22 protein-coding genes and 1 pseudogene are annotated in these 26,188 nt (G+C 71.0%); 7 read left to right on the forward strand and 16 right to left on the reverse strand.

What is annotated here, in order from left to right; all coding sequences use genetic code 11:
• Window positions 1–120: 120 nt before the first annotated feature.
• Complete coding sequence (locus tag AB0M54_RS11615) at window positions 121–1,422, forward strand: D-arabinono-1,4-lactone oxidase (protein WP_364322660.1); 1,302 nt, start codon at window positions 121–123, stop codon at window positions 1,420–1,422.
• On the opposite strand, the gene topA is transcribed toward AB0M54_RS11615, so the two are convergent.
• The 6 genes from topA to AB0M54_RS11645 form a co-directional block, all read right to left on the reverse strand.
• Entirely contained in the window at window positions 1,419–4,190 is a 2,772-nt protein-coding gene (gene topA / locus AB0M54_RS11620) for a type I DNA topoisomerase (protein WP_364322476.1), read from the reverse strand. The two genes, AB0M54_RS11615 and topA, sit on opposite strands and share 4 nt — an antisense overlap.
• Before the next feature lie 169 nt (window positions 4,191–4,359).
• Window positions 4,360–5,190, reverse strand: a complete 831-nt coding sequence (locus AB0M54_RS11625; protein ID WP_364470518.1) for a hypothetical protein — start codon at window positions 5,188–5,190, stop codon at window positions 4,360–4,362.
• Window positions 5,181–5,711 (reverse strand): hypothetical protein, encoded by a 531-nt coding sequence (locus AB0M54_RS11630; RefSeq protein WP_364322472.1) that lies wholly within the window; start codon window positions 5,709–5,711, stop codon window positions 5,181–5,183. The genes AB0M54_RS11625 and AB0M54_RS11630 overlap by 10 nt, the downstream gene beginning before the upstream one ends.
• A gap of 110 nt (window positions 5,712–5,821) precedes the next feature.
• On the reverse strand, window positions 5,822–8,185 hold the full coding sequence (locus tag AB0M54_RS11635) for a sodium-translocating pyrophosphatase (RefSeq protein WP_364470520.1): 2,364 nt from the start codon (window positions 8,183–8,185) through the stop codon (window positions 5,822–5,824).
• Window positions 8,186–8,417: 232 nt separating this feature from the next.
• Window positions 8,418–8,858, reverse strand: a complete 441-nt coding sequence (locus tag AB0M54_RS11640; RefSeq protein ID WP_364322468.1) for an ATP-binding protein — start codon at window positions 8,856–8,858, stop codon at window positions 8,418–8,420.
• Window positions 8,855–9,217, reverse strand: coding sequence for an STAS domain-containing protein (locus AB0M54_RS11645; RefSeq protein ID WP_364322466.1), 363 nt, complete (start codon window positions 9,215–9,217; stop codon window positions 8,855–8,857). The genes AB0M54_RS11640 and AB0M54_RS11645 overlap by 4 nt, the downstream gene beginning before the upstream one ends.
• 155 nt (window positions 9,218–9,372) lie before the next feature.
• Here AB0M54_RS11645 and AB0M54_RS11650 point away from each other — a divergent pair, with 155 nt between their 5' ends.
• Window positions 9,373–11,589 carry a DEAD/DEAH box helicase gene (locus AB0M54_RS11650; RefSeq protein ID WP_364470522.1) on the forward strand — a complete coding sequence of 739 codons (2,217 nt, stop codon included), beginning with the start codon at window positions 9,373–9,375 and terminating at the stop codon, window positions 11,587–11,589.
• Between the two features lie 141 nt (window positions 11,590–11,730).
• Here the strand turns inward: AB0M54_RS11650 and AB0M54_RS11655 are convergent, their stop codons facing one another.
• The 8 genes and pseudogenes from AB0M54_RS11655 to ssd all read right to left on the reverse strand — a co-directional run bounded on the left by AB0M54_RS11655 (window position 11,731) and on the right by ssd (window position 17,195).
• Entirely contained in the window at window positions 11,731–12,102 is a 372-nt protein-coding gene (locus tag AB0M54_RS11655; protein ID WP_364470524.1) for an Rv3654c family TadE-like protein, read from the reverse strand.
• Entirely contained in the window at window positions 12,099–12,443 is a 345-nt protein-coding gene (locus AB0M54_RS11660; RefSeq protein WP_364470526.1) for a TadE family type IV pilus minor pilin, read from the reverse strand. The genes AB0M54_RS11655 and AB0M54_RS11660 overlap by 4 nt, the downstream gene beginning before the upstream one ends.
• Window positions 12,443–12,571 carry a DUF4244 domain-containing protein gene (locus AB0M54_RS11665; RefSeq protein WP_364322658.1) on the reverse strand — a complete coding sequence of 43 codons (129 nt, stop codon included), beginning with the start codon at window positions 12,569–12,571 and terminating at the stop codon, window positions 12,443–12,445. Before AB0M54_RS11665 ends, AB0M54_RS11660 begins: the two co-directional genes overlap by 1 nt.
• 86 nt (window positions 12,572–12,657) lie before the next feature.
• Window positions 12,658–13,230 carry a type II secretion system F family protein gene (locus AB0M54_RS11670; protein WP_364470830.1) on the reverse strand — a complete coding sequence of 191 codons (573 nt, stop codon included), beginning with the start codon at window positions 13,228–13,230 and terminating at the stop codon, window positions 12,658–12,660.
• A gap of 35 nt (window positions 13,231–13,265) precedes the next feature.
• Entirely contained in the window at window positions 13,266–13,676 is a 411-nt protein-coding gene (locus AB0M54_RS11675; RefSeq protein WP_364470528.1) for a hypothetical protein, read from the reverse strand.
• Entirely contained in the window at window positions 13,673–14,542 is an 870-nt protein-coding gene (locus AB0M54_RS11680) for a hypothetical protein (protein ID WP_364470530.1), read from the reverse strand. Before AB0M54_RS11680 ends, AB0M54_RS11675 begins: the two co-directional genes overlap by 4 nt.
• Window positions 14,543–14,991: 449 nt before the next feature.
• Window positions 14,992–16,146 (reverse strand): annotated as a pseudogene (locus AB0M54_RS11685) (TadA family conjugal transfer-associated ATPase); the annotation flags it as partial.
• Entirely contained in the window at window positions 16,143–17,195 is a 1,053-nt protein-coding gene (gene ssd / locus AB0M54_RS11690) for a septum site-determining protein Ssd (protein ID WP_364470532.1), read from the reverse strand. The gene ssd and the pseudogene AB0M54_RS11685, both read right to left, overlap by 4 nt.
• A 190-nt stretch (window positions 17,196–17,385) precedes the next feature.
• Here ssd and AB0M54_RS11695 point away from each other — a divergent pair, with 190 nt between their 5' ends.
• Both AB0M54_RS11695 and AB0M54_RS11700 read left to right on the forward strand, forming a co-directional pair.
• The gene (locus AB0M54_RS11695) at window positions 17,386–17,754 is read left to right on the forward strand and encodes an STAS domain-containing protein (RefSeq protein WP_364470534.1); all 369 of its coding nucleotides are present in this window, start codon (window positions 17,386–17,388) and stop codon (window positions 17,752–17,754) included.
• Between the two features lie 313 nt (window positions 17,755–18,067).
• On the forward strand, window positions 18,068–18,868 hold the full coding sequence (locus tag AB0M54_RS11700; protein WP_364322450.1) for an HAD family hydrolase: 801 nt from the start codon (window positions 18,068–18,070) through the stop codon (window positions 18,866–18,868).
• A 430-nt stretch (window positions 18,869–19,298) separates the two neighbouring features.
• Here AB0M54_RS11700 and AB0M54_RS11705 read toward each other — a convergent pair whose 3' ends face one another.
• Together AB0M54_RS11705 and AB0M54_RS11710 are read right to left on the reverse strand one after the other, a co-directional pair.
• Entirely contained in the window at window positions 19,299–19,793 is a 495-nt protein-coding gene (locus AB0M54_RS11705) for a PH domain-containing protein (protein WP_364322448.1), read from the reverse strand.
• Window positions 19,794–19,876: 83 nt separating this feature from the next.
• A complete protein-coding gene (locus tag AB0M54_RS11710; RefSeq protein WP_364470536.1) occupies window positions 19,877–20,608 on the reverse strand; it encodes an oxidoreductase in 732 nt (243 codons plus the stop codon).
• 198 nt (window positions 20,609–20,806) lie between these two features.
• Between AB0M54_RS11710 and acs the strand changes: the two genes are divergently transcribed.
• The 3 genes from acs (at window position 20,807) to AB0M54_RS11725 (ending at window position 26,180) form a co-directional block, all read left to right on the forward strand.
• Entirely contained in the window at window positions 20,807–22,795 is a 1,989-nt protein-coding gene (acs, locus tag AB0M54_RS11715) for an acetate--CoA ligase (protein WP_364322444.1), read from the forward strand.
• Window positions 22,796–22,875: 80 nt separating this feature from the next.
• A complete protein-coding gene (locus AB0M54_RS11720; RefSeq protein WP_364470538.1) occupies window positions 22,876–25,194 on the forward strand; it encodes an immune inhibitor A domain-containing protein in 2,319 nt (772 codons plus the stop codon).
• 68 nt (window positions 25,195–25,262) lie between these two features.
• On the forward strand, window positions 25,263–26,180 hold the full coding sequence (locus AB0M54_RS11725) for an alpha/beta hydrolase (RefSeq protein WP_364322440.1): 918 nt from the start codon (window positions 25,263–25,265) through the stop codon (window positions 26,178–26,180).
• Window positions 26,181–26,188 lie beyond the last annotated feature (8 nt).

Here is a 26,188-nt window from a genome sequence, read left to right on the forward strand (position 1 = left end):
TGGGAACGTTACTCGGATCAACGAGCGAGCAGCATCGACGGGACGCCGAGGCGACACGGCATCACCGGATCTGTGCGACTGTCCGCTCGGTGGAGGGACATTGCCGTGACGACCAGTGACATTTCCGCTCCCACAGGCTCCACCCGCTGGCGCAACTGGGCCGGCAACGAGCAAGCGGTGGCCCGCGAGGTCTGCCTGCCCGGCAGTGTCGAGGAGGTCGCGGCCCTCGTCAAGGAGGCGGCGGCGGCCGGTCGGCGGGTCAAGGCGGTCGGCAGCAGCCACTCCTTCAGCGCCATCGCGGTGGCCGATGACCTGCGGGTTCTCCTGCCCCGCATGGCGTCTCCGATCGACGTCGACGGTCATCTGGTGACCGTGCAGGCGGGCATGCCATTGTCCGTGCTGAACGTCTGGCTCGCCGGGCGCGGCCTCGCGGTGCCGACCCTCGGCGACATCGACGCGCAGACCGTGGCCGGCGCGATCTCGACCGGTACGCACGGCACGGGCCTGGCCCAGTCGACCATTGCCTCATGTGTCGAAGCGGTGACGATTGTCACCGGATCGGGTGACGTGCGCAAGGTCGACAAATCGGACGAGGACTTCCCTGCGGTCCGGCTCGGTGTCGGAGCGCTGGGCATCCTGGTCGATGTCACGCTGCGCTGCGTGGACGCGTTCACCCTGCGGGCCGACGAGCGCCCGATGCCGCTGGCCGACGTGCTGGCCGGGCTCGACGACTGGCTCGCCGCCGAGGACCACGTCGAGTTCTTCTGGCACCCGCACACCAACGGGACCCAGCTCAAGCGCAACTCGGTGGCGCCGGCCGACGACCGGCCGCTGTCCCGTTTCCGCCGCTGGCTGGACGACGACTTCCTGTCCAACTCGGTCTACCAGGCGACCTGCCGGCTCGGCGCCCGGGTTCCGGCGGTCGTCCCCACGATCAACCAGATCGCGGTGCGGGCCCTGACCGCCCGCACCTACACCGCGCGGTCGGACAAGGTCTTCTGCACGCCGCGCCGGGTCCGGTTCCACGAGATGGAGTACGAGGTGCCGCGCGCCGCCCTGCCCGAGGCGATGGCCGCGCTGCCCAAGATCATCGACGACCTGCCGTTCCGGGTGCAGTTCCCGGTCGAGGTGCGGTTCACCGGCCCGGACGACATCTGGCTCTCACACGGGTACGGGCGGGAGTCCGCCTACATCGCCGTGCAGCAGTACGCCGGCCGCCCGTACGAGGAGTACTTCCGGGCCTTCGAGGCAGTCTGCGAGCCGCTGGGCGGGCGCCCACACTGGGGCAAACAGCACTACCGGGACGCGGACTCGTTGCGGACGGCCTACCCGAAGTTCGACGACTTCCTGGCCGTGCGGAACCGCCTCGACCCGGCCCGGGTCTTCGCGAACGAATACCTGGACCGGGTGTTGGGCGCCTAGTCGGTCTTGGCGGCGGTCGCCTTCTTGGGGGCCGCCTTCTTGGCCGGCGTGGCCTTCTTCGCGGGCGTGGCCTTCTTGGCGGCGGTGGTCTTCTTGGCCGCGGTCTTCTTGGCCGGAGCCTTCTTGGCGGCCGCCTTCTTGCGCGGCGCCGGACCCTTGGCCCGCTTCTCGGCCAACATCTCGGAGGCCTGCTCGACGGTCAGTTCCTCGGGGGTCTGACCCCGGCGCAGCGACGCGTTGAACTCGCCGTCGGTGACGTACGGACCGAACCGGCCCTCCTTGATCACCATCGGCTTCTCGGTGACCGGGTCGGCGCCCATCTCGCGCAGCGGCGGGGCGGCGGCCCGGCGCTGCCGCGCCTTCGGCTGCGCCAGCAGGGCCAGCGCCTCCTCCAGGGTCACCGTGAACAGCTGGCCCTCGTTCTCGAGCGAACGGAAGTCGTTGTCCCGCTTCACGTACGGGCCGAACCGCCCGTTCGCGGCCAGGATCTCCTTGCCCTCGGCGTCCTTGCCCAGGACGCGGGGCAGCTCGAGCAGCTTGAGCGCCTGCTCCAGGGTCAGCGTGTCGGGTGTCTGCGTGTTGAACAGCGACGACGTACGGTCACCGCTCTGCACGTACGGTCCGTAGCGGCCCGACTTGAGCGTGACCGCCTCGCCGGTGGCCGGGTCGTCGCCCAGGCTGCGCTCGCCGCTCCCGCCCAGGAACAGCTCCTCGACCTTCTCGGGAGTCAGCTCGTCGGGAGCGACGCCCTCGGGGATCGAGGCGCGGTTCTCGGCCGACTCTTCCTCTTCGCCGGGATTGTGGCGCTGGAGGTAGGGGCCGTACCGGCCGACCCGGACCACGATCAGGCGGCCCTCGTCGTCGGTGTGCAGCGGGATCGAGTTGATCGAGCGGGCGTCGATGTCGCTCAGGTTCTCGGTCACCATCTTCTTCAGCCCGCCGGCCTTGGCGATCGAGTCGTCGGTGCCCAGGTCGGAGCCGAAGTAGAAGGAGGTGAGGAAGTCGACCGAGGCGTGGTCGCCGCCGGCGATGTCGTCGAGCTGGGTCTCCATCGCCGCGGTGAAGTTGTAGTCGACCAGGCGCGGGTAGTGGTTCTCGAGCAGCTTGATCACGGCGAAGGCCAGGAACGACGGGATCAGCGCCTGGCCCTTCTTCACCACGTACCCGCGGTCCTGGATGGTCCGCATGATCGACTCGTACGTCGACGGGCGGCCGATGCCCAGCTCCTCCAGCGCCTTGACCAGCGACGCCTCGGTGTAGCGGGCGGGCGGCGAGGTGTGGTGCCCGAGCGCGTTGAGCTCTTCGGCCGTCAGCGGCTGGTCCTTGGCCAGGGGCGGCAGCGGGCGCTCGGCATCGTCGGAGTCGGCGGTCTCGTCATCCGACGACTCCACGTAGGCCCGGAGGAAGCCCGGGTCGGTGATCGTCTTGCCGGTCGTGCCGAAGTCGACCTCTTCGTTCGCGGTCGAGATGGCCCGGATCCGCACCGAGATCGAGTTGCCGACCGCGTCGGTCATCTGCGACGCGACGGTACGGCGCCAGATCAGCTCGTACAGCCGGAACTGGTCGGAGGTCAGCTCGTTGGCCACCTCGCCCGGGGTGCGGAAGTTGTCGCCGGCCGGGCGGATCGCCTCGTGTGCTTCCTGCGCGTTCTTCGCCTTGCTGGTGTAGCGGCGCGGCTGCGGCGGCACGTTGTTCGCGCCGTACAGGTCGGCGATCTGCCGGCGAGCGGCGCTGATCGCGGTCTCGGAGAGGTTCACCGAGTCCGTACGCATGTAGGTGATGTAGCCGTTCTCGTACAGCGTCTGGGCCGTACGCATCGTCTGCGAGGAGGAAAGCCGCAGCTTGCGCGACGCCTCCTGCTGGAGCGTCGAGGTGATGAACGGCGGGGACGGGCGGCGCCGGTACGGCTTCTCCTCGACCCGGGTGACGGCGAACGGCCGGTCTTCCAGCCGGGCGGCCAGCCCGCGGGCGCCGTCGCCGTCCAGATGCACCACGGCCGCGCCCGGCTTGACCTTGCCGGTGGTCGGCTCGAAGTCGCGGCCGGTGGCGATGCGGTCGCCATCGAGCGCGATCAACGTCGCGCTGAACGTCCGCGGGCCGTCCTTGACCTCGCCCTGCACCGCGAGCCGGGCGTTGATGTCCCAGTACTCGGCCGACCGGAACGCCATCCGCTGACGCTCGCGCTCGACCACGATGCGGGTCGCCACCGACTGGACACGCCCGGCCGACAGCTTGGGCATGACCTTCTTCCACAGGACCGGGCTGACCTCGTACCCGTACAGCCGGTCGAGGATCCGCCGCGCCTCCTGCGCGTCGACCAGGTCCTGGTCGATGTCGCGCGGGTTGGCCACCGCGGCCTGGATGGCCGGGCGGGTGATCTCGTGGAAGACCATCCGCTTGACCGGGACCTTGGGCTTGATCGTCTCGACCAGGTGCCAGGCGATGGCCTCGCCCTCGCGGTCCTCATCGGTCGCGAGGAAGATCTCGTCGACCTCCTTGGCCAGCTTCTGCAGCTTGGCGATCTGCTGCTTGCGGTCGGCGGAGATCACATAGAGCGGGTGGAAGCCGTTGTCGACGTCGACGCCGAGCCGCGCCCAGGCCATGCCCTTGTACTTGGCCGGCACCTCGTCGGCGTTCTTCGGCAGGTCGCGGACATGACCGACGGAGGCCTCGACAAAATAGTCGGGCCCCAGATAACCGGCGATCGTTTTGGCCTTCGACGGGGACTCGACGATGACCAGACGGGTCGTCCTGGCTTCACTCGGCACGGCACTCCTACACTTCTTGCTTTCCTGCGTTTCAAACTAACGCGCCGGACGGCCCCGCATTCCCCGGGGGCTCCGGGCGTCGGATGGTAACGGTCCGACCACGGCATGCGTCCGACGGCGACACCGTACACCGGGAATATGGAGTCGTGTCGCACACAAGCCAGGAAGATCACGCACCAGCGCCGCCCGGCCAGACCTCGACCGGCGCCGACGCCGGACGCTCGCCGACCAGCTCAGCCAGCCTGCCGAGAGGTCCGCGACGGGTGATCCGGTAGCGCCGTCCATGATCCGACAAACGGCCGTCGAGACCGGTCCGGCGCAGCGCGGCGATGATCATCTCAGACTCGACGTCGGGGTTCAGCTCGAGCGTGAAATCGCCCGGCCCGGCCGTGCCCGCGGCCGCGACCCAGAGGCGCAGCCGGGGTCCGCTGAGAAAGAGGCCGTCGGCGGCCGCCGGCCACGTGCGGGCCAGGGCGTCCAACCGGCTCGAGTACGCCGTACGCACCTCGAACCTCGGCCCGGCCGGCTCCTCGCCCTCCGCCTCCTCGACAATTTCTTCAGCGCCCGGCGCGTCACTCACCGCAACCGGGGGCGCCGGGCCCTCTTCACCCTCCGCGATCGGCGGGTCGGGATCTTCGGGCGTGGCGGTGACCTGGAGCTCGGGCACCTGTCGCTCCGGCTCGTCGAACGGCCGCCAGTGCACGACCAGGCCGCGGGTGAGCAGTTCGGCCGCGAGCACGTGCACCCGCCAGGCGTCGTGCACGCCGATCGCCACCCGGGCGGTACCGCCCATCTTGTCCAGGCGCCCCGGGCCGACCAGCAGCCCGGCCAGGTCGAGCGGGGACGAATCGGTGGTCTCGGCGCCGAAGATCGGCAGCTGACGACCGCCGGGCGTGGCGCGGGACAGGGCCCGCCGCGCGCGGGAGGCAACCGGAACCGGCGCGGGCAGCAGCTCGCGCGGTATCAGCGGCCAGCCCGTCTCGGCCATGGTCAGCGGCACTCCGGTGCTTCGTCGAACGCCTGCTTCAGCTCCACCGAACTCAGATTGCCGGTGTCGAGCTCACTCTGCTCGTACTCCTGCTTGAGTTTGTCGACGACCACGGTGACCTGCTCGTAGAAGGCCTTCTGAGGGCTGGTGGCGAGCCCGGCGACGCCACCACGGGCCCGGGCGTAGGCGTCGCGCATGCCGCTCAGCGACGCCGTGAAGCTCTCAGCCACCTGCTCGCCGTTGTCGACGTCGGGGACGCCGGCCCGCTCCACCCCGGCGCGGGCCCGCTCGCTGGCCGTCTCGGCGCCGCCGAACAGCCGGACCAGATTCTCCTTGGCCTGCGCGGGCGTGGTCTCGGCGGTCATCTGCTCCTGGGTGCGGTCGGTCAGGGTGCCGATCTCGGCGCGCCAGGGCGCCAGCGCGTTGCACACCGCCGCCGCCCAGTTGCGCGGGCCGGTGGTGTGCGAGCAAGCCGCGAGGGACACACCGACGAGGAGGGAGACGACGATCAGCAACGGTCGGGCCGGGCGCATGGCGAAAAGGGTACGGGTTGGGTCCGACACCGCTTCATCGTCATCAGCCCATGAAAAGAGCGCCCGGCGTGTCGCCGGGCGCCCTTTCTTGATCATCTACGTCGAGCGGGTCAGGCGCTGATCTTCTCCGAGGTCGGCGAGGCCGGCGCCTCGTCGCCCATCGAGATCGGCTTGCGCTTGCTGTTGATCACCGCGGCGACGATGACCAGAGCCGCCACCACCGCGATCGCGATCCGCAGCGCGTCGTTCTGGTCGCTGCCGATGCTCCAGGCCACGACCGCCGGGGCGATCAGCAGCGAGACCAGGTTCATCACCTTGAGCAGCGGGTTGATGGCCGGGCCGGCGGTGTCCTTGAACGGGTCACCGACGGTGTCACCGATGATCGTCGCCTCGTGCGCGTCGGAGCCCTTGCCGCCGTAGTTGCCGTCCTCGACCAGCTTCTTCGCGTTGTCCCAGGCGCCACCCGAGTTGGCCAGGAAGACGGCCATCAGGGTGCCGGTGCCGATCGCGCCGGCCAGGTAGGCCGCCAGCGCGCCGGCGCCCAGGCCGAAGCCCACCGCGATCGGCGCCATGATGGCCAGCAGGCCCGGCGTGATCAGCTCGCGCTGCGCGTCCCGGGTGCAGATGTCGACCACCCGGCCGTACTCGGGCCGCTGGGTGCGGTCCATGATGCCGGGGAACTCGCGGAACTGACGGCGGACCTCCATCACGACCGCGCCCGCCGAGCGGGACACGGCGTTGATGGCGAGGCCGGAGAAGAGGAACACCACCGCGGAGCCGATCAGCAGACCGACCAGGTTCCGCGGGTTCGCGATGTTCAGCAGGTTGAGGACCTCGGTGCCGATCTGCTCGGCGGTGATGCCGGCCTCGGCGAGCGAACCACGCAGGGTGTTCACGTACGAGCCGAACAGCGCGGTCGCGGCCAGCACGGCCGTCGCGATCGCGATGCCCTTGGTGATCGCCTTGGTGGTGTTACCCACGGCGTCCAGCTCGGTGAGGATCTGCGCGCCGTCCTCGGTGACGTCGCCGGACATCTCGGCGATGCCCTGCGCGTTGTCCGAGATCGGGCCGAAGGTGTCCATCGCCACGATGACGCCGACCGTGGTCAGCAGGCCGGTGCCGGCCAGCGCCACCGCGAACAGCGACAGGGTCAGCGAGGTGCCGCCGAGCAGGAACGCGCCGTACACGCCGGCGCCGATCAGCAGGGCCGAGTAGACCGCCGACTCGAGGCCGACGCTGATGCCGGCCAGCACGACGGTGGCCGCACCGGTCTGCGACGACTTGCCGATGTCCTGCACGGGACGCCGCTGGGTCTCGGTGAAGTAGCCGGTCAGCGCCTGGATGGCGGCGGCCAGCACGATGCCGATCACGACCGCGCCGATCGCGACCCAACGCGGGTTGGCGCCGCTCGCGACCACATCCGCGTCGATCGCGGCGTCGGTGCCGAAGCCCGCGAACGTGGCGGGCAGGTAGATGAAGCTGACCACCGCGACGATGACTGCAGACAACACCGCCGAGATGTAGAAGGCCCGGTTGATCGCGGTCAGGCCGGTCTTGTCGGACGCCCGCAGCCGGGTGATGAACACCCCGACGATCGCGATGACCACACCGATCGTCGAGACGATCAGCGGGAAGATCAGGCCGTCCTGACCGAACGCCGCCTGGCCCAGGATCAGGGCCGCGACCAGCGTCACCGCGTACGACTCGAAGAGGTCGGCGGCCATGCCGGCACAGTCGCCGACGTTGTCGCCGACGTTGTCCGCGATCGTGGCGGCGTTGCGCGGGTCGTCCTCGGGGATGCCCTGCTCGACCTTGCCGACCAGGTCGGCGCCGACGTCCGCGGCCTTGGTGAAGATACCGCCGCCGACCCGCATGAACATGGCGAGCAGGGCGGCGCCGAAGCCGAAGCCCTCGAGCACGGTGGGAGCGTCACCGCGGAAGATCAGCACGACCAGCGCGCCACCGAACAGGCCCAGGCCGACGGTGAGGAAGCCGACCACGCCACCGGTGCGGAACGCGATCGCCATCGCCTTCTCGCGGCCGCCGGCCTCGCCGGCCGCCGCGGCCACCCGCAGGTTGGCCCGGGTCGCCAGGGCCATGCCCCAGCCACCGATCAGCGAGCTGAACACCGCGCCGACGATGAAGAACAACGAGCGGCCGATCTTGACCCAGGTCTCGTTGTCGGTGTCATGCACCGGGAGCAGGAACAGCAGCACCACCGCGATGACGACGAAGATGCTCAGCGTCTTGAACTGGCGGAAGAGATACGCCGAGGCGCCCTCCTGCACGGCGCCCGCGATCTCCTGCATGTTCGCCGTACCACGGCCGGCGGCGAGCACCAGCTTCACGAAGTACGCGGCGAAAGCGAGCGCCACCAGCGCGAAAGCGATGGCGATGATGACGAAACTGACGTTCGAACCACTCAGGGACACCGCGCCGCCCTCCGCGGCGAGATATTCCACTTTGCCGGACATCCAATGTCCTCCTGTAACCCGACAACCCCCGGGCGGCGGACGTCACCGCCAGGGTGCCTCCCCGCCCACTAGCGGGTGACGACGACTAGGTCCCGCGGCTGCGGGACCAGGAGCAGTAGCTGATAACCCGCGTACTGTATAGGCCCGCCGTGTTTGTGGTCACACCCAGGCCCGGCCGTGTCGTGGTGATCTTCGCCGCTGTGCTAGTCGGCGTGGCGAGGTTTAAGAGTCACTACCGTCGATTGACCGGCCACGCCATCCGGACCTCGGTGCCGGTGCCGTCATCGACGGGACGCACCTGGAGGTCATCGACAAATCCGGCCAGCAGCGCGAATCCGACACCGGTGGTGAGCGCCTCGTCGGTCAGCGACTCGTCGGCCAGCTCATCCGGCGGGAGCTTGGCCAGGCCGATGCTGGCGTCGATGGGCGCGTGGTCGATCACCCGGACCGCGTACGAGTCGGCATCGGACATCTCGACGGTGACCAGGTCGGCCAGGCCGTACTGACGGTGCAGCGCCACCGCGCGGGTACACGCCTCGCCGATCGCCAGGCGGACCTCGTCCAGGAGCTCCTCGGCCACGCCCGCCCGGCGGGCCACGGCCACGCCGACCAGGCGCGCCGTGCGGACATGCACGGGCGCGGGCGAGAACGAGAGCCGGACCGTCGCCATCACGCGGTCGTCGCGGCGCCGTCACCGCCGGCCGCGGTCGCCGCCTCGACCGACGGATAGATCGGGAACACCTGGTCCAGCGCGGTGATCCGGAAGATCTTCAGAAGCGGTTCCTTCGAGCAGACCAGGCCGAACGTGCCGTCCGCGGCCCGGAGCCGCTTCAGCGCGCCCACCAGCACCCCCAGGCCGGTCGAGTCGAGGAAGTCGACCCGGCCGAGATCCACCACCACCCTGCGTTCGCCGCCGTCGACCAACTCGACCAGCCGCTCCCGCAACCGTGGTGCGGTATAGACATCGACCTCGCCACCGACTTCCAGCACCGTGTGCCCGGCGACGGTGCGGGTCGCCAGCGACAGCTCCATCGTTCCTCCTCCGCCGATCTCCCCCAGCGAATCTAACCACCGAGGGGAACCCCTAGACGCGTAGCAACGTTCGTGGTACCCGTTTGGGGTTCGTCGCATACCGATGCGAGAGTGCTTTGGTGCCGGTCACCCACACCCTTCTGGATCGACCGGCGGTGACGCATGTGGAACACGTCGCGGCGCGGGCCGGACGCACCGTGGCCTGGCCGGCGTGGGTGCACGACGACGTGCTCACGGCGTACACCAAGAACGGGATCTTGAAGCCGTGGGAACATCAGGCCAACGCCGCCACGATGGCCCACGACGGTCTCCATGTGGTGCTCGCCACGGGCACCGGCTCCGGCAAGTCGCTCGGCTACCAGCTGCCCGCGCTGTCCCGCCTGATGTCCGACGACCGGGCGACCGCCCTCTACCTGTCGCCGACCAAGGCGCTCGCGGCCGATCAGTTACGCGCCGTCGCGGGCCTCGACCTCGATGGGGTACGCCCGGCGACCTACGACGGTGACACTCCGCGAGCGGAGCGCGAGTGGATCCGGCAGCACAGCCGCTTTGTGCTGACCAATCCGGACATGCTGCACCACGCAATTCTGCCCGGCCACACCCGGTGGACGACGTTCCTGCGCAGGCTGGCGTACGTGGTGGTGGACGAGTGCCACGCCTACCGCGGCGTGTTCGGCTCCCACGTGGCGCACGTGCTGCGGCGGCTACGCCGGGCCGCCGCCCGCTACGGCGCGTCACCCACGTTCGTGCTGGCGTCGGCCACGTCCGGTGACCCGGCCGACGCGGCGTCACGCCTCACCGGCCTCCAGGTCAACGCGGTCGTCGACGACGCCTCGCCCCGCGGCGCCGTGACCTTCGCCCTGTGGGAGCCGCCCCTCGATGCTTCGCTTTCTCCCCCGGTTCGCACGTCGGCCCTTTCCGAGACCGCCGACCTGCTGGCTTCCGCGATCCTCGACGACACACGCACCCTCGCCTTCGTGCGGTCACGCAAGGCGGCCGAGCTGATCGCCACCATGGCCCGCGGCCGGCTGAACGCGGCGGTGCCCGGCCTCGGCCGGCGAGTCGCGGCGTACCGCGGTGGCTACCTGCGCGAGGACCGGCGGGCGCTGGAGCAGGCGCTGCTGTCCGGCGATCTGCTCGGGCTGGCCTCGACCAACGCCCTCGAACTCGGTGTCGACCTGGTCGGCCTGGACGCGGTGCTGATGTGCGGCTACCCCGGCACCCGGGCGTCGATGTGGCAACAGGCCGGGCGGGCCGGGCGGGCCGGTGGTGACGCCCTGGTGGTGCTGATCGCCCGCGACGACCCCCTGGACATGTACGTGGTGCATCACCCGTCGGCGCTGTTCGGCCGGCCGGTGGAGGCCACCGTGCTCGACCCGTCGAACCCGTACGTGCTGGGACCGCAACTCTGCAGCGCCGCCGCCGAGGCCGCGCTCACCTTCGACGACCTCGCCATGTTCGGTCCCGCGGCGGCCGGCGCGGCCGAGGCGCTGGCCGCGTCCGGCGCCCTGCGCAAACGGCCGACCGGCTACTACTGGACCCAGCGCGGCACCCCCGACGTCGACCTGCGCGGCACCGGCGGCCCACCGGTCGAGGTGGTCGAGGCGGCCACCGGAAAACTGCTCGGCACGGTCGACCGCGCCTCCGCACACGCCATGCTCCACCCCGGCGCCGTCCACCTTCACCAGGGCTTCTCCTTCATCGTCGATGAACTGGACCTGGACGACGGCGTCGCCCTGGTGCACGCGGCCGACCCGCCCTACTCGACCCACCCGCGCGACATCACCGACATCTCGGTCGTCGCGGTGCGGTCATACGTGGACGCGGGCCCGATCGGCCTCTTCCTCGGCGACGTGGACGTCACCAACCAGGTGGTGTCGTTCCAGCGCCGCAGCATCCGGACCGGCGAGGTCATCGACACCACGCCGCTCGACCTGCCGGCCCGTGACCTGCGCACGGTGGCGGTGTGGTTCACGATCTCGTCGCGCGAGCTGTCCCGGGCCGGGGTGGCGCCCGGGGATGTGCCCGGCGCCCTGCACGCGGCCGAGCACGCGGCGATCGGGTTGCTCCCGTTGATCGCCACCTGCGACCGGTGGGACATCGGCGGGCTGTCGACGGCCGGGCATCCCGACACCGAGGCGCCCACGGTGTTCGTGTACGACGGGCAGGCGGGCGGGGCGGGGTTCGCCGAGCGCGCCTATGGCACGGCTGCGGCTTGGCTGGCGGCCACCCGGGACGCGATCTCCGCGTGCGGGTGTGAGGCGGGGTGCCCGTCCTGCATCCAGTCGCCCAAGTGCGGGAACAACAACAGTCCGCTGGACAAGCCTGGCGCGGTGTCGGTTCTGTCGGCGGTGTTGCGCCGGCTGCCTTGAGCGGGCGGTTCTCGCTTTCTTCGGCCTTCGGCTTCGGGCTTCTGCTTCGACCTTTTGCCTCAGGCTTCGGCTTCGGCTTCGGCTTCGGCCCTCGGCTTCGGCCCTCGGCTTCGGCCCTCGGCTTCGGCCCTCGGCTTCGGCTCATGGGCCGCCTGGGGCGAAGATCGGGCCGGCTCTTGCGGCGGCGCGGGCCGGTCTCGGCAGGTGGCCCGTTGTCACCGTCACGTGGACGACGATCTCCAAGCCCTCGACCTGGCAGGACTGCTGCACCGCGCCGTTGGCCTCGACCAGGCGGGCGGCCGCGGCGCAGGCGGGTTCCTGGCCCTCGACCACCCGGGCCGCGCCGGCCAGCGCGCCGAAGTCAGCGGCCGTCCGGGCCTGGTGGCGGGCGACGCGGGCGTTGGCGATCGCGGCGCCGGCCAGGCCGGCCGCGACCAGGACCAGGCCGATGGCCAGGACGAGGATCGACGCCGCCCCGCGCTCGCCCTGCCTTGGTTGCTCGATTGGTGTCATGGCTCGCGGGCCGCTGTTGCCTCGGCGGTGACGGTCAGGGGCAGGGCCACGTCGCCCAGGGGGCGGGGGTTGGCGGTCACGGTCACGGTGATGAGGTCGGTGCCTTCGGCTACGTCGTAGGTGGCTCCCGGCGGGGCGATGCGCTCGATCGCAGGCGCCGGTGGTTCGCCCCGGGCGGCGGCCAGGGCGGCCTCGCGGGCCGCGTCCACGCACTGGATCTTGGTGTTGACCGCGTTGACCGTGCTCACGCTGACGTACAACAGCAGGAGGAGCGCCGGCAGCCCGGCGGCGTACTCCGCGGTGAACGACCCACGGTCGCCACCGGGCCACCGGCGCCGCATCAGCTCAGCGCCTTGTCGACGATGCCGGCCAGCGCCGCCTGCGTCTTGGCGCTGGTCAGGACCTTGAGCAGCAGCCCGGCGAACGCGACCGCCGCGATCGTGCCCATGGCGTACTCGGCCGTGTTCATCCCGGCCTCGGCCGCATCCCTGGTCAGCCGCACGATCCGGGCCTTGAGTCTGCGCACGGTGGATCTCCTTACTGTGGATGGGTGGTTCACAACACGTCGCCGATCAGGGCGACCAGCACCGGCACGAGGCCGGCGAGCACAAAAGCGGGCAGGAAGCACAGCCCGAGCGGCAGCACGATCAGCACCCCCGCCCGCTGAGCGGCGGTCTCGGCGGCAAGCCCCCGATCGGCACGCAGGTCGTCGGTGAGCCGGGTCAGCGCCCCGGCCAGCGCGCCCCCGCTGGCACTCGACCGGACGGCCGCCACCACCAGCCGATCCGCACCTTTCACATCGGACAGGTGCGCCCACGCCTCATCCGGCCCCGCCCCCAGCCGCAGCGACCGGGCCGCCCGCTCCAGACGGTCCCCCAACGGCCCGCCGAGCGCCTCCGCCACCGCGTACACCGCCCGGTCGACCGGCGCCCCCGCCCGCAACGCGGCAGCCAGCAGATCCGCGCAGAGCGGCAGGTCAGCGGCCGCCCGCAGCCGGGCCTCGCGCACCTCCCCCGGCTCCCGCGTCCCGAGGAACCGCCACACCCCGGCCCCAACGGCCATCCCCGGTGCGACCGCCCACCAGGTCCCGACCAGCGCCACCACACCCGCACCGACCCCGGCCGCCATCAACAGATGCAGCCGGCGCTCCCGCCTGCTCCGAGTCACGCCCGATCCCCCACGACAATCGGCGCGCTCCGACCGTCGTCGGCCGCATCGTCGTGCTCGGCGCTGACGGCGACCGCTCGATCCACCCCGTCGCCGGCCCGGCCGATCAGCAGGTCGGACAGGGCGCCGGTCCGGCCGGCAAGTCGATCGGACCCGACCTCCGGCCGGTGAGCTGCAACAACGGTCCGGCTGGTCAAGCGGTCGGACGCGACCTCTGGCTGGTGAGCTGCGGCAACAGTCCGGCTGGTCAGGCGGTCGGACGCGGCGCAGATGAAGGGCGCGCTGGGGTGACCGTCCTCCACCGCGTGCAAGATCGCTGCCGCACAACAGGCTTTGAGGGGTACGAGGGAAGGGCCGCTGCTGTGCATGAAGCGCTCGGCGCCACACACCTCGCGATCGGCGGTCATCGGGTGGCTCCGGCCATCATCCGGTCGCACCACAGGAGTCCGGCGACCTGGAGCACGACGGCGCTCAGAGCGCACGCCGCGCCGAGTTTCGTCTCGAGGAGCACCTGCAGCGGATCCGCGCCGATGCTGTAGCCCAGCCCGATTCCCGCCAGCGGCAACGCCGCCAGGAGCAGGGCGGTCATCTGGGCGCCGGCGGCCTGAGCCTGCGCCGAGGCGGTCGCCCGGTCAGCCGCGCGGGCGTCGTCCTCGATGCGTTCGACCAGGTCGGCCGCGGGGGCGCCGGTGCGCTCGGCCAGCCGCCAAACCGCAGCCGTCAGATCGGCGAGCCGCCGGTCGGCCAGTCCTGTGGTGCGGCAGGCGGTCGGAGGCAATCCGGCCCGCAGGTCACCGGCGAGAGAACAGAGTTCGTCCAAGCTGGACGTCCGGATGCTCGCCGCGGCCCGCCGCCTCATGGCGCGCGATACCGCCCGCACCAGCATGACCGCGTAGACCGCCCCCACCACCGCGGCGACCAGCCCTCCGGTGACCAACCCGATCCCGGACGCGCCGGTCGCACCAACGACCATCAGCCGCCGCGGATCCGACGCAGCAAGCCGAGCAAGCCCCGCTCCCACCGCAGCCAGGCCAACCGCCCGCCGCGCCAAGCCCTCCCCGTCACGCGCCGCAACCAGGCCAACCGCCCGCCGCGCCAAGCCCTCCCCCTCTCGCGCCGCAACCAGGCCCACCGCGCGCCGCGTCGGACCATTCGTCTGTCGCAGCCGACGCAACGGCGCACGAAGCCGCCTGATCCGCAGAACAACCGCCGGCACAACAACCAACGCCGCCAGGCCGAGCAGCATGGCCAGCTCTTGGAACTCCGCGTTCATGGCCGCGTCACCGCCAGAACGCCGAGCCGACAAGGCGCGTCGGCCTGCGGCTTCACTTCACCCGCCAGCACCTCAGGACCGGGCCGAGGCCGATCCTTCGTCGGCCGGTCGACCCACTTGGCCGAGAGACTTCCGACGCCCGGCGCGACGTGCCGCCGCGCAAAGGAGCCGGAAGCCCTCTCGGGCAAAGGCTCAAAAGGAGGGGAAGGGACCTCGGGAGACGGCTCGACAAGATCGGCCCATGGACGCCCTCGCCGGACCTGGCCGATAGTCGAAGCAGAGGGCGCCGACACGAGCGGCGCAACTGAGGCGGACGTAGGCGGAGCGGACGGCGCGGATGCGAGTGGCGCGCCTGACGCGGGCGGCGTAGGCGGAGGCAGCGCGGGTGGCGCGGACGCTGAGGCGGGCGGAGGTGGGGCAGGGACCGGGATGGTGGTGGGTTGGGGGGACAGGAGTGAAGGGGGCGGGACGCCTCGGGAGGTCAGGAGTTGGGACAGGGCCTCGGCGGCGGGGCCTCGGCCGGTGGCTCGGTGCCAGGCGGGGACGACGGTGGCCAGGCGGTCGTGGCCGTTGGGGAGCAGGACGCTGATGGAATCGAGGGAGCGGCCGGATGGCGTACGCCTGACCTGCAGGATCACCTGCAACGCGGCCAGCACCTGGGCGTGCAGGGCGGCCCGCGGCAGGCCGCCCAGCAGGCCCAGCGCCTCCAAGCGGGCGGGCACGTCGGCGGGAGCGTTGGCGTGCAGGGTGCCCGCGCCGCCCTCGTGGCCGGTGTTCAGGGCGCCGAGCAGGTCGACGATCTCGGCGCCTCGGCACTCGCCGATCACCAGGCGGTCGGGGCGCATGCGGAGCGCCTGGCGGACCAGGTCGGTGAGGCCAACGACGCCGGCGCCCTCCACATTGGCCGTGCGGGCCTGGAGGGCGACGACATGCGGGTGGGTCGGCCGGAGTTCGGCCGCGTCCTCGACCAGCACGATCCGCTCGGTCGGCGGCACCAGGCCCAGGAGCGTTCCGAGCAGGGTCGTCTTGCCGCTGCCGGTGCCGCCGGTGACCAGGTAGGCCAGGCGGGCGGCGACGATCGCGGACAGCACCTCGGCCGGCCCGGTCGCCACGGTGCCGTCGGCCACCAGGTCGTCGAGGGTGAACGGGCGCTGGCGGAAGGTGCGCAGTGACAGGTACGGGCCCGACGTCGCGATCGGCGGCAGCACCGCGTGCAGGCGGGTGCCGTCGGGCAGCCGGGCGTCGGCGAACGGCTGGCCGTCGTCCAGGCGCCGGCCACACGCGGCGGCCAGGCGCTGCGCCAAATGGCGTACCTCGTCGGCCGTTCCTGTCTGGACCTCGGCCCGCACCAGGCCGGCGCCCCGATCGACCCACACCTCGGTGCCGTTGACCAGCACGTCGGTGACCGACGGCTCGGCCAGCAGCGGGGCGAGCGGCCCGGCGCCGACCAGCTCGTCGTGCACCTGCCCGGCCAGCCGCAGCACCGTGGTGTCGCCCAGCACCGCGTGTTCGGACCGCACCGCCGTGACCACCGCGGCCGGCGTGGCCTCGGTGCCCTCGATCGCGAACTGTTGCCGCACCCGCGCGGCCAGCGGGGCGCTCACGCCGCCGCCGCGAGCAGGTCACGGCACAATTCGGCCAGCGGGCCCCGGCCGGCGGCCGCCGGTGGCTCGCCGCGTTCCAGGGCCTGGCACATCCCGGGTTCCGGCTCGAGCACGCCCGCCAGGGGCAGCGACAGCGCCGCCGCCACGTCCTTGGGCTTCAGCCGGCCGGGCGCGGGACCCCGCACCACCACGGCCTGGTGGTCGCAGTGGTGGGCGACCATCGCCGCGATCCGGCCGGCCGCCGCGGTGGCGCGCAGCTCGGCCGGCACCACGAGCAGGGTGCGGTCGGCGGCCTGAAGGGCCAGCGTGGCGGCGTCGTCGAGGCGCCGGGGCAGGTCGACGACGACCAGGTCGCGGCCGCGGCGGGCGGCGTCGAGCGTGGCCGCCATGGCTTCGCCGGGCACCGGGGCCAGGGCGTCCTGCCGGGTGAACGACAGCAGCACCAGGTCGCCGTCGCGGGGCAGGGCCCCCATCAGGGCGGCCGGGTCGACCCGGCCGTCGGCGGCGGCCAGTTCGGGCCAGCGCAGACCGACCATCTTCTCCCAGCCGAGCACCAGGTCGAGGCCGCCGCCGAGCGGGTCGGCGTCGATCAGGAGGGTGCGCCGGCCGCCCCGGACGGCGGTGACGGCCAGCGCGGTGGCGAGGATGCTGGCGCCGGCTCCGCCGCGCCCGCCGATCACGGCGAGGACGCGCGCCCCCGACCGATCGGTGGGCGGGGCCGCGAACTGGTCGACCACCCACGGCTCGGCGACCGGCAGGGCCGCGACATGGTCGGCGCCGAGCAGCTGGGCGCCCGCCCAGACCTCGTCGGGCGGGCTGCCGGGCCCCACGATGATCACCCGGCAGCGGCGGGGCAGGCGGGCGCGGACGCACGGCTGGACCTGGTCGGCGCCGATCACGACGAGCGGCGCGGCGGAGTATCGGGGGCGGGCGGCGGCCGGGTCGTGGGCCACGTCGACCTCGGCGCCGCCGGCGGCGGCGAGACGCAGCAGGTCGTCGAGCAGGCCCGGGTCGGCGGTGACCACGAGCGGACGGCGCGGTACGGGCATCGGGCCTCCAGGTGAGCGGTGGGCTCACACCGTGGCTCGCCGGCGGCGCTCCGGGCGTACGGAGATCGTCTTCTTGTGGATAACTCACCAGGCTGTGGATAACTCTCACCCCATCGGCGGATCCGAACTGGGCCGGAGTGGAACTGTCGCTTCACGGGTATCGTGATGCGACACAAAGCGATGGAGGGGCATGGAGGACGCGACCCTGAGCGCCGCCGCCGGTGACGGCACGGCGACCGTCACCGTGCTGGGTGAGGTCGACTTCTCTAATGCCGGCGAGGTCTCCGACGAGATCCGCGAGGCCGTCGACCAGTTCCGCCCCTCGGTGCTCTACATCGACCTCAAGGACGCGTCGTTCGTCGACTCGACCGGGCTGGGCGCGCTGATCGAGGGCTACCACGCCGCCGGCGAGCGCGACTGCCGCTTCGTCGTCGTCAACCCGAACGCGAATTTCCGCCGGATCCTGGCCGTCACCGGCCTGAGCGAACTGTTCGGCCTGACCGAGATCGAGGGCGCCGGCCTGGGTGATTTCGAGACGACCGAGGCGACCGGCGCCTGACCGGCCCGGAACAGAAGACGACCCCCGTCGGGGGAGACGGGGGTCGTCCTTGGATTCGGCTCCGGGGGGGTCGAGCCGAATCAACCCGGTGATCGCGGGGGGCGCAACCACCGAGGGTCTCAACAATCGAGATGCTCAGCATGGGATGCAACATGAATCTCTGTCGCAACACAAGTCTGCCTCAGCAGAAGCCGACCGTCGAGTACCCCGCGTAACCAACTGCCCGTTCTCCCCGGTTTCTTTCCGTTACCCGTGGTGATGGCGGGTGTGGAGGACAGCGGCCCGGCGCGTCGAGCCGTTACACTTTCGGCCCGTGGGGCGCAGCGCCGCGTTTTTCGACCTCGACAAGACCGTCATCGCCAAGTCCAGCGCATTGGCCTTCGGACGGCCTTTCTATCGTGACGGCCTGATCAGCCGGCAAGACGTCGTGAAGACCGCCTATGCGCAGCTGATGTTCCGCATGGGTGGCACCGACGAGCAGACCATGGCCCGCACCCGCGACTACCTCGCGGCGCTGTGCAAGGGCTGGCGGGTCGAGCAGGTGAGCCAGATCGTGGCCGAGACCCTCGACGACCTGATCAATCCGTACGTGTACGCGGAAGCCGCCACCCTGATCGGCGAACATCAGGCCGCCGGCCGCGACGTCGTCCTGGTGTCCGCCTCGGGTGAAGAGATGGTGCGCCCGATCGGCGAGCTGCTCGGCATCACCGACATCATCGCCACCCGCATGGGCGTGGTCGACGGGCGCTACAGCGGCGAGATCGAGTTCTACGCCGCCGGGGAACACAAGGCCGATGGGGTACGCGAGATGGCCGGCGTTCGCGGCTACGACCTGTCGGAGTGTTACGCCTACTCCGATTCGAGCAGTGACCTCCCGTTGCTGGCGGCGGTCGGGCACCCCAGCGCGGTGAACCCGAGCCGCAACCTGCGCCGGGTGGCGATCGAGCGGTCGTGGCCGGTCCTCGAGTTCCGCCACCCGATCCCGCTGGGCCGCCGCCTCCGCGAGCGGCCCGCCGTCCCGGTGGCCGCGGCCGCCCTGGGCGTCGGCGTCGGTGTTGCGATCGGCCTGGCGATCTACGGCCGCCACCGCAAGGCCCGCGCCGCGAACGCCTGAGTCGCGCGGCTCACATCGCAATCCGGGTCCGGCCCTGTGGACAACGCCGAAGAACGTCACCCGCGACGGCTACCTTGACGCCCACCCAGTGCCGGGGTGGGGGTGGCGGCGGAAGAGGCCGTTGATCTTGATTGAAGTGTCTGACTAATTCGGTTTGGTCCAACTTTGCGAGCGGAACCCATGGCGATCAAGGACCGTCGGGCGTAGAAAGAACGAGCGGGAGATGAGAGATCGGATCCCGTGCACGGCCACCGGGAACCCACGCGCGATCAGCCACGGCAGGCACGTTGCGGCGGGACCTCGGCCACCTCAGCCGTGAGGCTCGGGCGGTTGCAGGACTGTCGACAACGACCCAGGTGCACGCTTGATATCCCGGTCCGGACGCGCGAAAGAACGGCGCCCTCAGTGGCGCCGTTCTTCACGTCGAGGGTCAGGCGTTGACGGCCTTCGAGTGCCGGTTGCGCAGCTCGTGGTAGACGGCCCGGAAGACCTTGGGACGCGAGTGGAAGTCGACGCCCTGCGCCCACAGCTCTGTGTTGACCGTGGTGCCGTCGGGGCGCTCGATGAGCACGGTCATGCCGCTCTCGATCTCCCAGGGGCCGAGCCGGTGCGTGGCCTTGTGCAGCCGCACGTGGGCGATCTCCTGCCAGGACATCGTCCGCGACCGCAGCAGCCCCCGGATCCGCAGGCCGCGGGTGCTGACGTAGGCGCCCATCTGGAGGATCCGCCAGGAGCCGAGCACCCAGGCCACGGCCAGGATCGACGCCATCAGCCGGACGCCGTGCCAGTCGAGCGCGAACGTGTCGACGCTGGTCCAGCCGAGCAGGCCGAGCGCGATCGCCTCCCAGCCGATGACCAGCCAGCGGCCGGCGCCGGGGGTGTAGGGGCGCGTCCAGGTCTCGTTGGCCATCTCGGCGAGAGTCACGCGCGCAAGTATGCCAACGCGACACGCCCGGGCCGCGAAATCGACGCAGATCGCCACCATCCGGGTGAGTGGCCCCTAAGCTGTTAGGCCGCCGCGAGCACCCCATCGCCGACGGTGACCAGTTCGTCGGCGCCGGCCGCCACGGCCGCGGCGTAGTGCCTCAGCCAGGAACGGATGCCGTCGGGCGTACCCGTGGCATAGGCGTTGGCCGCACCCACGTACTCGGGCTCGCGCGAACGGTGACCGACGTCGGCCGCGACCAGACCGCGGGGGTCGAAGGCGCGCCCGACCAGCGTGAGGCGCGCCGCGGCCCGGGCCACCACCCCGGCCGGGCCGGCGAACGGACGCAGCGTGAGCAGCTCGGCGTGCACCACGGCGGCCAGCAGCATCGGCGGGGTCGTCTCGTTCCCGGCGACCAGGGCCGACAGCGCGTCGATACGGTCGGCGGCGCTGGACGGACGCCCGAGTTCCGCCGCCGGCACCACCCCGCGGGCGGCGAGCACATGCAACCGGGCCAGCGCCTGCCGGGGCGCGTTGAGCCACAGGTCGGCGAGGTCGGTGGAGAAGACGCGGAGCGCGCCCTGCACGACCGGGTCGGTCACCGTTCCGGCGCGTACGTCCTCCACCTCGTACTCATGGCCTTCGAGACCGGCCGAAGCCACCGCCGAGCGCAGGCTGATCTCGGCCGCGACCCGGCCGCCCTGCCGGCGCAGGGCCCGGTGGCGCATCGCGGCGTCGACGCGGGCCTGGGCGTCGGCGAAGGCGGACGCGACATCGGCGAGACCGAGCAGCGGCGCAAGCGGGTCCATGGGCACGGAACCACGGTATAGGCCACCGGAAAGATGCGCCGAAGGGCTCGGTTACGGCAAGATCCGAGCAGTAACACGCATCGACACACCAGCCAGCGCGCATTGCGGACCGCAGAGCGCGCTGGTCGCCGCAACCCTCGCCGGGCCCGCCCGGCGCAACTAATGTCGTCAGAAAGCCCCGGTCACGGCATAGGAGCCGCACTCATGAGCAAGAGCCTGGAGAATCTGTACTCGGAGACGCGGCAGTTCCCGCCGCCGGAGGCGCTGGCCGCGAACGCCAACGTCAAGGCCGACGCGTACGACCGGGCCGCCTCGGACCGCATCGGCTTCTGGGAGGAGCAGGCTCGCCGGCTCACCTGGGCCAAGGAGTGGGACCAGGCGGTGGACTGGTCGAACCCGCCGTTCGCGAAGTGGTTCCTCGGTGGCGAGCTGAACGTCGCCTACAACTGCGTCGACCGGCACGTCGAGGCCGGCCACGGCGACAAGGTCGCGATCCACTGGGAGGGCGAGCCGGCCGGCGACACCCGCACGATCACCTACAACGACCTGCTGACGAGCGTCAGCCAGGCGGCGAACACGCTGACCGAGCTGGGTGTCGGCGCGGGCGACCGGGTGGCCATCTACCTGCCGATGATCCCCGAGGCCGCGGTCGCGATGCTGGCCTGCGCCCGGGTCGGCGCCACGCACAGCGTCGTCTTCGGCGGCTTCTCGGTGGACGCGCTCTCCACCCGCATCCAGGACGCGGACGCCAAGCTGGTGATCACCGCGGACGGCGGCTACCGGCGCGGCAAGCCGTCGGCGCTCAAGCCGACCGTGGACGAGGCCGTGGCTCAGTGCCCGAGCATCGAGCACGTCCTGGTCGTCCGGCGCACCGGACAGGACGTGACCTGGGGCGACAAGGATGTCTGGTGGCACGAGACGGTCGAGCGGGCCAGCCCGGAGCACAAGGCCCAGGCGTTCGACAGTGAGCACCCGCTCTTCATCCTCTACACCTCGGGTACGACCGGGAAGCCGAAGGGCATCCTGCACACCACGGGCGGCTACCTGACTCAGACCTCGTACACCCATCACGCGGTCTTCGATCTGAAACCGGAGAGCGACGTGTACTGGTGCACCGCCGACATCGGCTGGGTCACCGGGCACTCCTACATCGTCTACGGCCCGCTCTCCAACGGCGCCACCCAGGTGATGTACGAGGGCACGCCGGACACCCCGCACAAGGGCCGCTTCTGGGACATCGTGGACAAGTACCGGGTGTCCATCATGTACACCGCGCCGACGCTGATCCGCACCATGATGAAGTGGGGCGACGACATCCCGGCCCAGCACGACCTGTCCTCGCTGCGGGTGCTGGGCAGCGTGGGTGAGCCGATCAACCCCGAGGCCTGGATGTGGTACCGGGAGAACGTCGGGCGGGAGAAGAGCCCGATCGTGGACACCTGGTGGCAGACCGAGACCGGCGCGATCATGATCTCGCCGCTGCCCGGCGTCACCGCGGCCAAGCCCGGCTCGGCGATGAAGGCGCTGCCCGGTGTCTCGGCCGACGTGGTCGACGACACGGCCGAGCCGGTGCCCAACGGCGGCGGCGGCTTCCTGGTGCTGACCGAGCCGTGGCCGTCGATGCTGCGCGGCATCTGGGGCGACGACCAGCGGTTCAAGGACACCTACTGGTCGCGCTTCGGAGCGGGTGCGGGCAGCGGGGACAAATGGATCTACTTCGCCGGTGACGGGGCCAAGAAGGACGACGACGGCGACCTCTGGCTGCTCGGCCGGGTCGACGACGTCATGCTGATCTCCGGGCACAACATCTCCACCACCGAGGTCGAGTCGGCCCTGGTGTCGCACCCGTCGGTGGCCGAGGCGGCGGTGGTCGGCGCGACCGACCCGACGACCGGCCAGGCCATCGTGGCGTTCACCATCCCGCGCGGCAATGTGGACACCGAGGGCGACGCCGGCGAGGACCTGATCAAGGAGCTGCGCAACCACGTGGCCAAGAAGCTCGGCCCGATCGCCAAGCCGCGCCAGATCATGCTGGTGCCGGAACTGCCCAAGACCCGCTCCGGAAAGATCATGCGCCGGTTGCTCAAGGACGTGGCCGAGCACCGCTCGCTCGGCGACGTCACCACGCTGCAGGACTCCGCGGTGATGGACCTCATTTCATCTGGCATGAAAGACCGCAAGTCAGAGGACTGATAGCTCTTCTTTTGATCGAGACATGCGCATACGTTGGCGGGAGCCCCTGATCCGGGGCTCCCTTCAACGGAGGTACAGACGTGCGCAAAGTGGTCGCAGGACTGCTTGGCGCCGCGATGGTCACCGCGTTCGGCGCAACCCTGCCGACGGTGGCCTCAGCGGCACCGCCCGACGGATCGGTCACCGCCGGCAAGCGGACCGGGGTCGACGATTACCCCAACCCCCTCGAGGAGAAGCGGCGCGACAAGCGCCAGAAGGCCGTCAACGACGTCCTCAAGGGAAAGCTCAAGGTTGAGAAGCGTGGCGCCAGCAAGGTCGCGAAGCTGGCCGACGGAACATATGTGGAACTGGCCCGGGAGAAGACCGACCGGCTGTTCGTGATCCTGGCCGAGTTCGGCAACGAGCGGCACCCCGACTTCCCCGATGTGGACACCGTTCCCGGCACGCCCGGCCCGGTCACCTTCGACGGCCCGCTGCGCAACAAGATCCCCCAGCCCGACCGCTCGGTCGACAACAAGACGATCTGGCAGGCCGACTACAACCGCGAGCACTACCAGCAGCTCTACTTCGGCGAGGGCGCCGGTGTCGAGTCGCTGAAGACGTACTACGAGGCGCAGTCGTCCGGGCGCTACAGCGTCGACGGCGAGGTCACCGACTGGGTCAAGGTGCGCTACAACGAGGCCCGGTACGGCCGGGACTGCGACATCAACGGCGACTGTGGCGCGTACACCTGGTTCCTGGTGCAGGACGCCGCCAACCAGTGGGTCGCCGACCAGAAGGCCGCCGGTCGCACCGACGAGCAGATCAAGGCCGACCTGGCCACGTTCGACACGTACGACCGTTACGACCACGACAACGACGGCGACTTCAACGAGCCGGACGGCTACCTCGACCACTTCCAGATCGTCCACGCCGGCGGTGACGAGGCCGACGGCGACCGCCAGCAGGGCGAGGACGCGATCTGGTCGCACCGCTCGTACGCGTTCCAGGACCTGCGGGGCGGCAGCACCGGCCCGGAGGGCAACCTGGACGGCGGCGCCCAGGTCGGCGACACCGGCTTCTGGATCGGCGACTACACCGTCCAGCCGGAGAACGGCGGCCTGAGCGTCTTCGCCCACGAGTACGGCCACGACCTCGGCCTGCCCGACGACTACGACACCTCGGGCGGCACCAACAACAACACCGAGTACTGGTCGCTGATGGCGCAGAGCCGGCTCAACGGCGCCGGCGAGCCGGTCGGCACCCGGCCCGGCGACCTGGGCGCCTGGAACAAGCTCCAGCTCGGCTGGCTCGACTACGAGGTCGTCCCCGCCGGGAAGAAGAAGACCCTGGTCCTCGGCCCGGAGGAGTACAACACCGACAACGCTCAGGGCGCGGTCGTGGTGCTGCCCGACATCGTGCAGACCGAAGAGCTCGGCGCGCCGTTCGCGGGCGCCAAGCAGTGGTTCTCCGGCAACGAGGACAACCTGCAGAACACGCTGACCAAGACGGTCGACCTGACCGGGGCGACCAGCGCCTCGTTCGACCTGAAGGGCCGCTGGAACATCGAGGAGGGCTTCGACTACCTGTACGCCGAGGTGTCGACCAACGGCACGAACTGGACGCCGGTCGACGGCACGGTCAACGGGCAGCCGTTCCCCAAGGACACCTCGAAGCGGCCGGCGCTGAGCGGCGAGCAGGCCGAATGGGCCGACCTCTCGGTGCCGCTGACCGCGTACCTCGGCCGGCAGATCCAGGTGCGCCTGCGGTACGCCACCGACCTGGGCGTCACCGCCGGCGGCTTCTTCGGTGACAACCTGACCATCACGGTGAACGGCGCGGCGCAGTCCGTCGACGGTGCCGAGGGCCCGCTGACCTGGACCAGCAAGGGCTGGACGACGGTCGGCTCGTCGATCACCGGCTCGTACGACAACTTCTACATCGCGGGCTACCGCACCCACACGTCCTTCGGCAATTACCTGCTGACCGGCCCGTACAACTACGGCTGGCCGGCCAAGCCGCTGTGGGCCGAGCACTTCGCCTATCAGAAGGGCCTGTTGATCTCGTACGCCAACTCGGGCTACCGGGACAACAACGTCAACGCCCACCCGGGCTACGGGCGCAACCTCTACGTGGACGCGCACCCGGACGCGATCTACAACATCGAGGGCAACCCGTGGCGGTCCCGCGTCATGCTGTACGACGCGCCGTTCAGCCTGACCCGGGCCGACTCGATGACGCTGCACGTCAACGGCAAGCCCTCGCTGATCCGGGGCAAGGCCGCCGTGCCGCTGTTCGACGACACGCGCTCGTACTTCGACCCGGCCATCCCGTACGCCGGGGTGAAGCTGCCCGCGGTCGGCGTCAAGATCCGCGTCGTGGAGCAGGGCGCGACCACCATGAAGATCCGCATCAGCTGATCTTTCGCCGGTGAGCGCCCGGGGGCTGCGGCCTCCGGGCGCTCATTGCTGCGCGTAGCCTCTTCGGCATGGTGGACGACTCGTTCGTGCTGATCGAAGGCCCTTGGACCCACCGGTTCGTCGGCGCCAACGGCAGCCGGTTCCACGTGGTCGAGGCCGGCACCGGGCCGCTCGTGCTGTTCCTGCACGGCTTCCCCGAGTTCTGGTGGGCCTGGGCCGACATCATGACCGAGGTGGCCGACGCCGGCTTCCGGGCCGTCGCGATCGACCTGCGGGGCTACGGCGCGAGCGACAAACCACCGCGGGGGTACGACGGCTACACGCTGGCCGCGGACATCACCGGCCTGATCCGGGCCCTCGGCGAGCGGTCGGCGATGATCGTCGGGGCGGGCGCGGGCGGCATGATCGGCTGGGCCGCCGCCGCCTTCCACCCCCAGATGGTCACCCGGATGGTCGTGCTCGGCGCGGCCCACCCGCTGCGGCTGCGCGCCGCCCTGTTCGTCGACCCGCGCGGCCAGTTCTCGGCGACCGCCCCGATCCTCAAATTCCAGGTGCCACGGTACGAACACGTGCTCACCAAGGACGACGCGGCCGAGGTCGGCGAGCTGATGGCCCGGTGGAGCGGCCCGGCGTGGACGTCCACGCCCGAGTACGCCGACTACGTCGCCAAGTGCCGGACAGCCATGCAGATCACCCAGACGGCGTTCTGCGCGCTGGAGGCGTACCGCTGGGTCTTCCGGTCGATGCTGCGGCTGCAGGGATACCGGTTCGTCAAGGCGATGCAGAAGCCGCTGACCACGCCGACGCTCCACCTGCACGGGGAGCTGGACACCGCGGTGCTGGCGCGCACGGCCCAGGGCTCGGGGCGCTACGTGGTGGCGCCGTACGAGTGGCGGCTGCTCCCCGACGTGGGCCACTTCGTGCACCGCGAGGCCGCGTCGGTGGTCACCGGCGAGATCCTGCGCTGGGTGAAGACGAGCTCTTAGGAAATGTG

It is taken from the genome of Actinoplanes sp. NPDC051470 (assembly GCF_040682035.1).
In the GTDB taxonomy this organism is placed as follows: Bacteria; Actinomycetota; Actinomycetes; order Mycobacteriales; family Micromonosporaceae; genus Actinoplanes.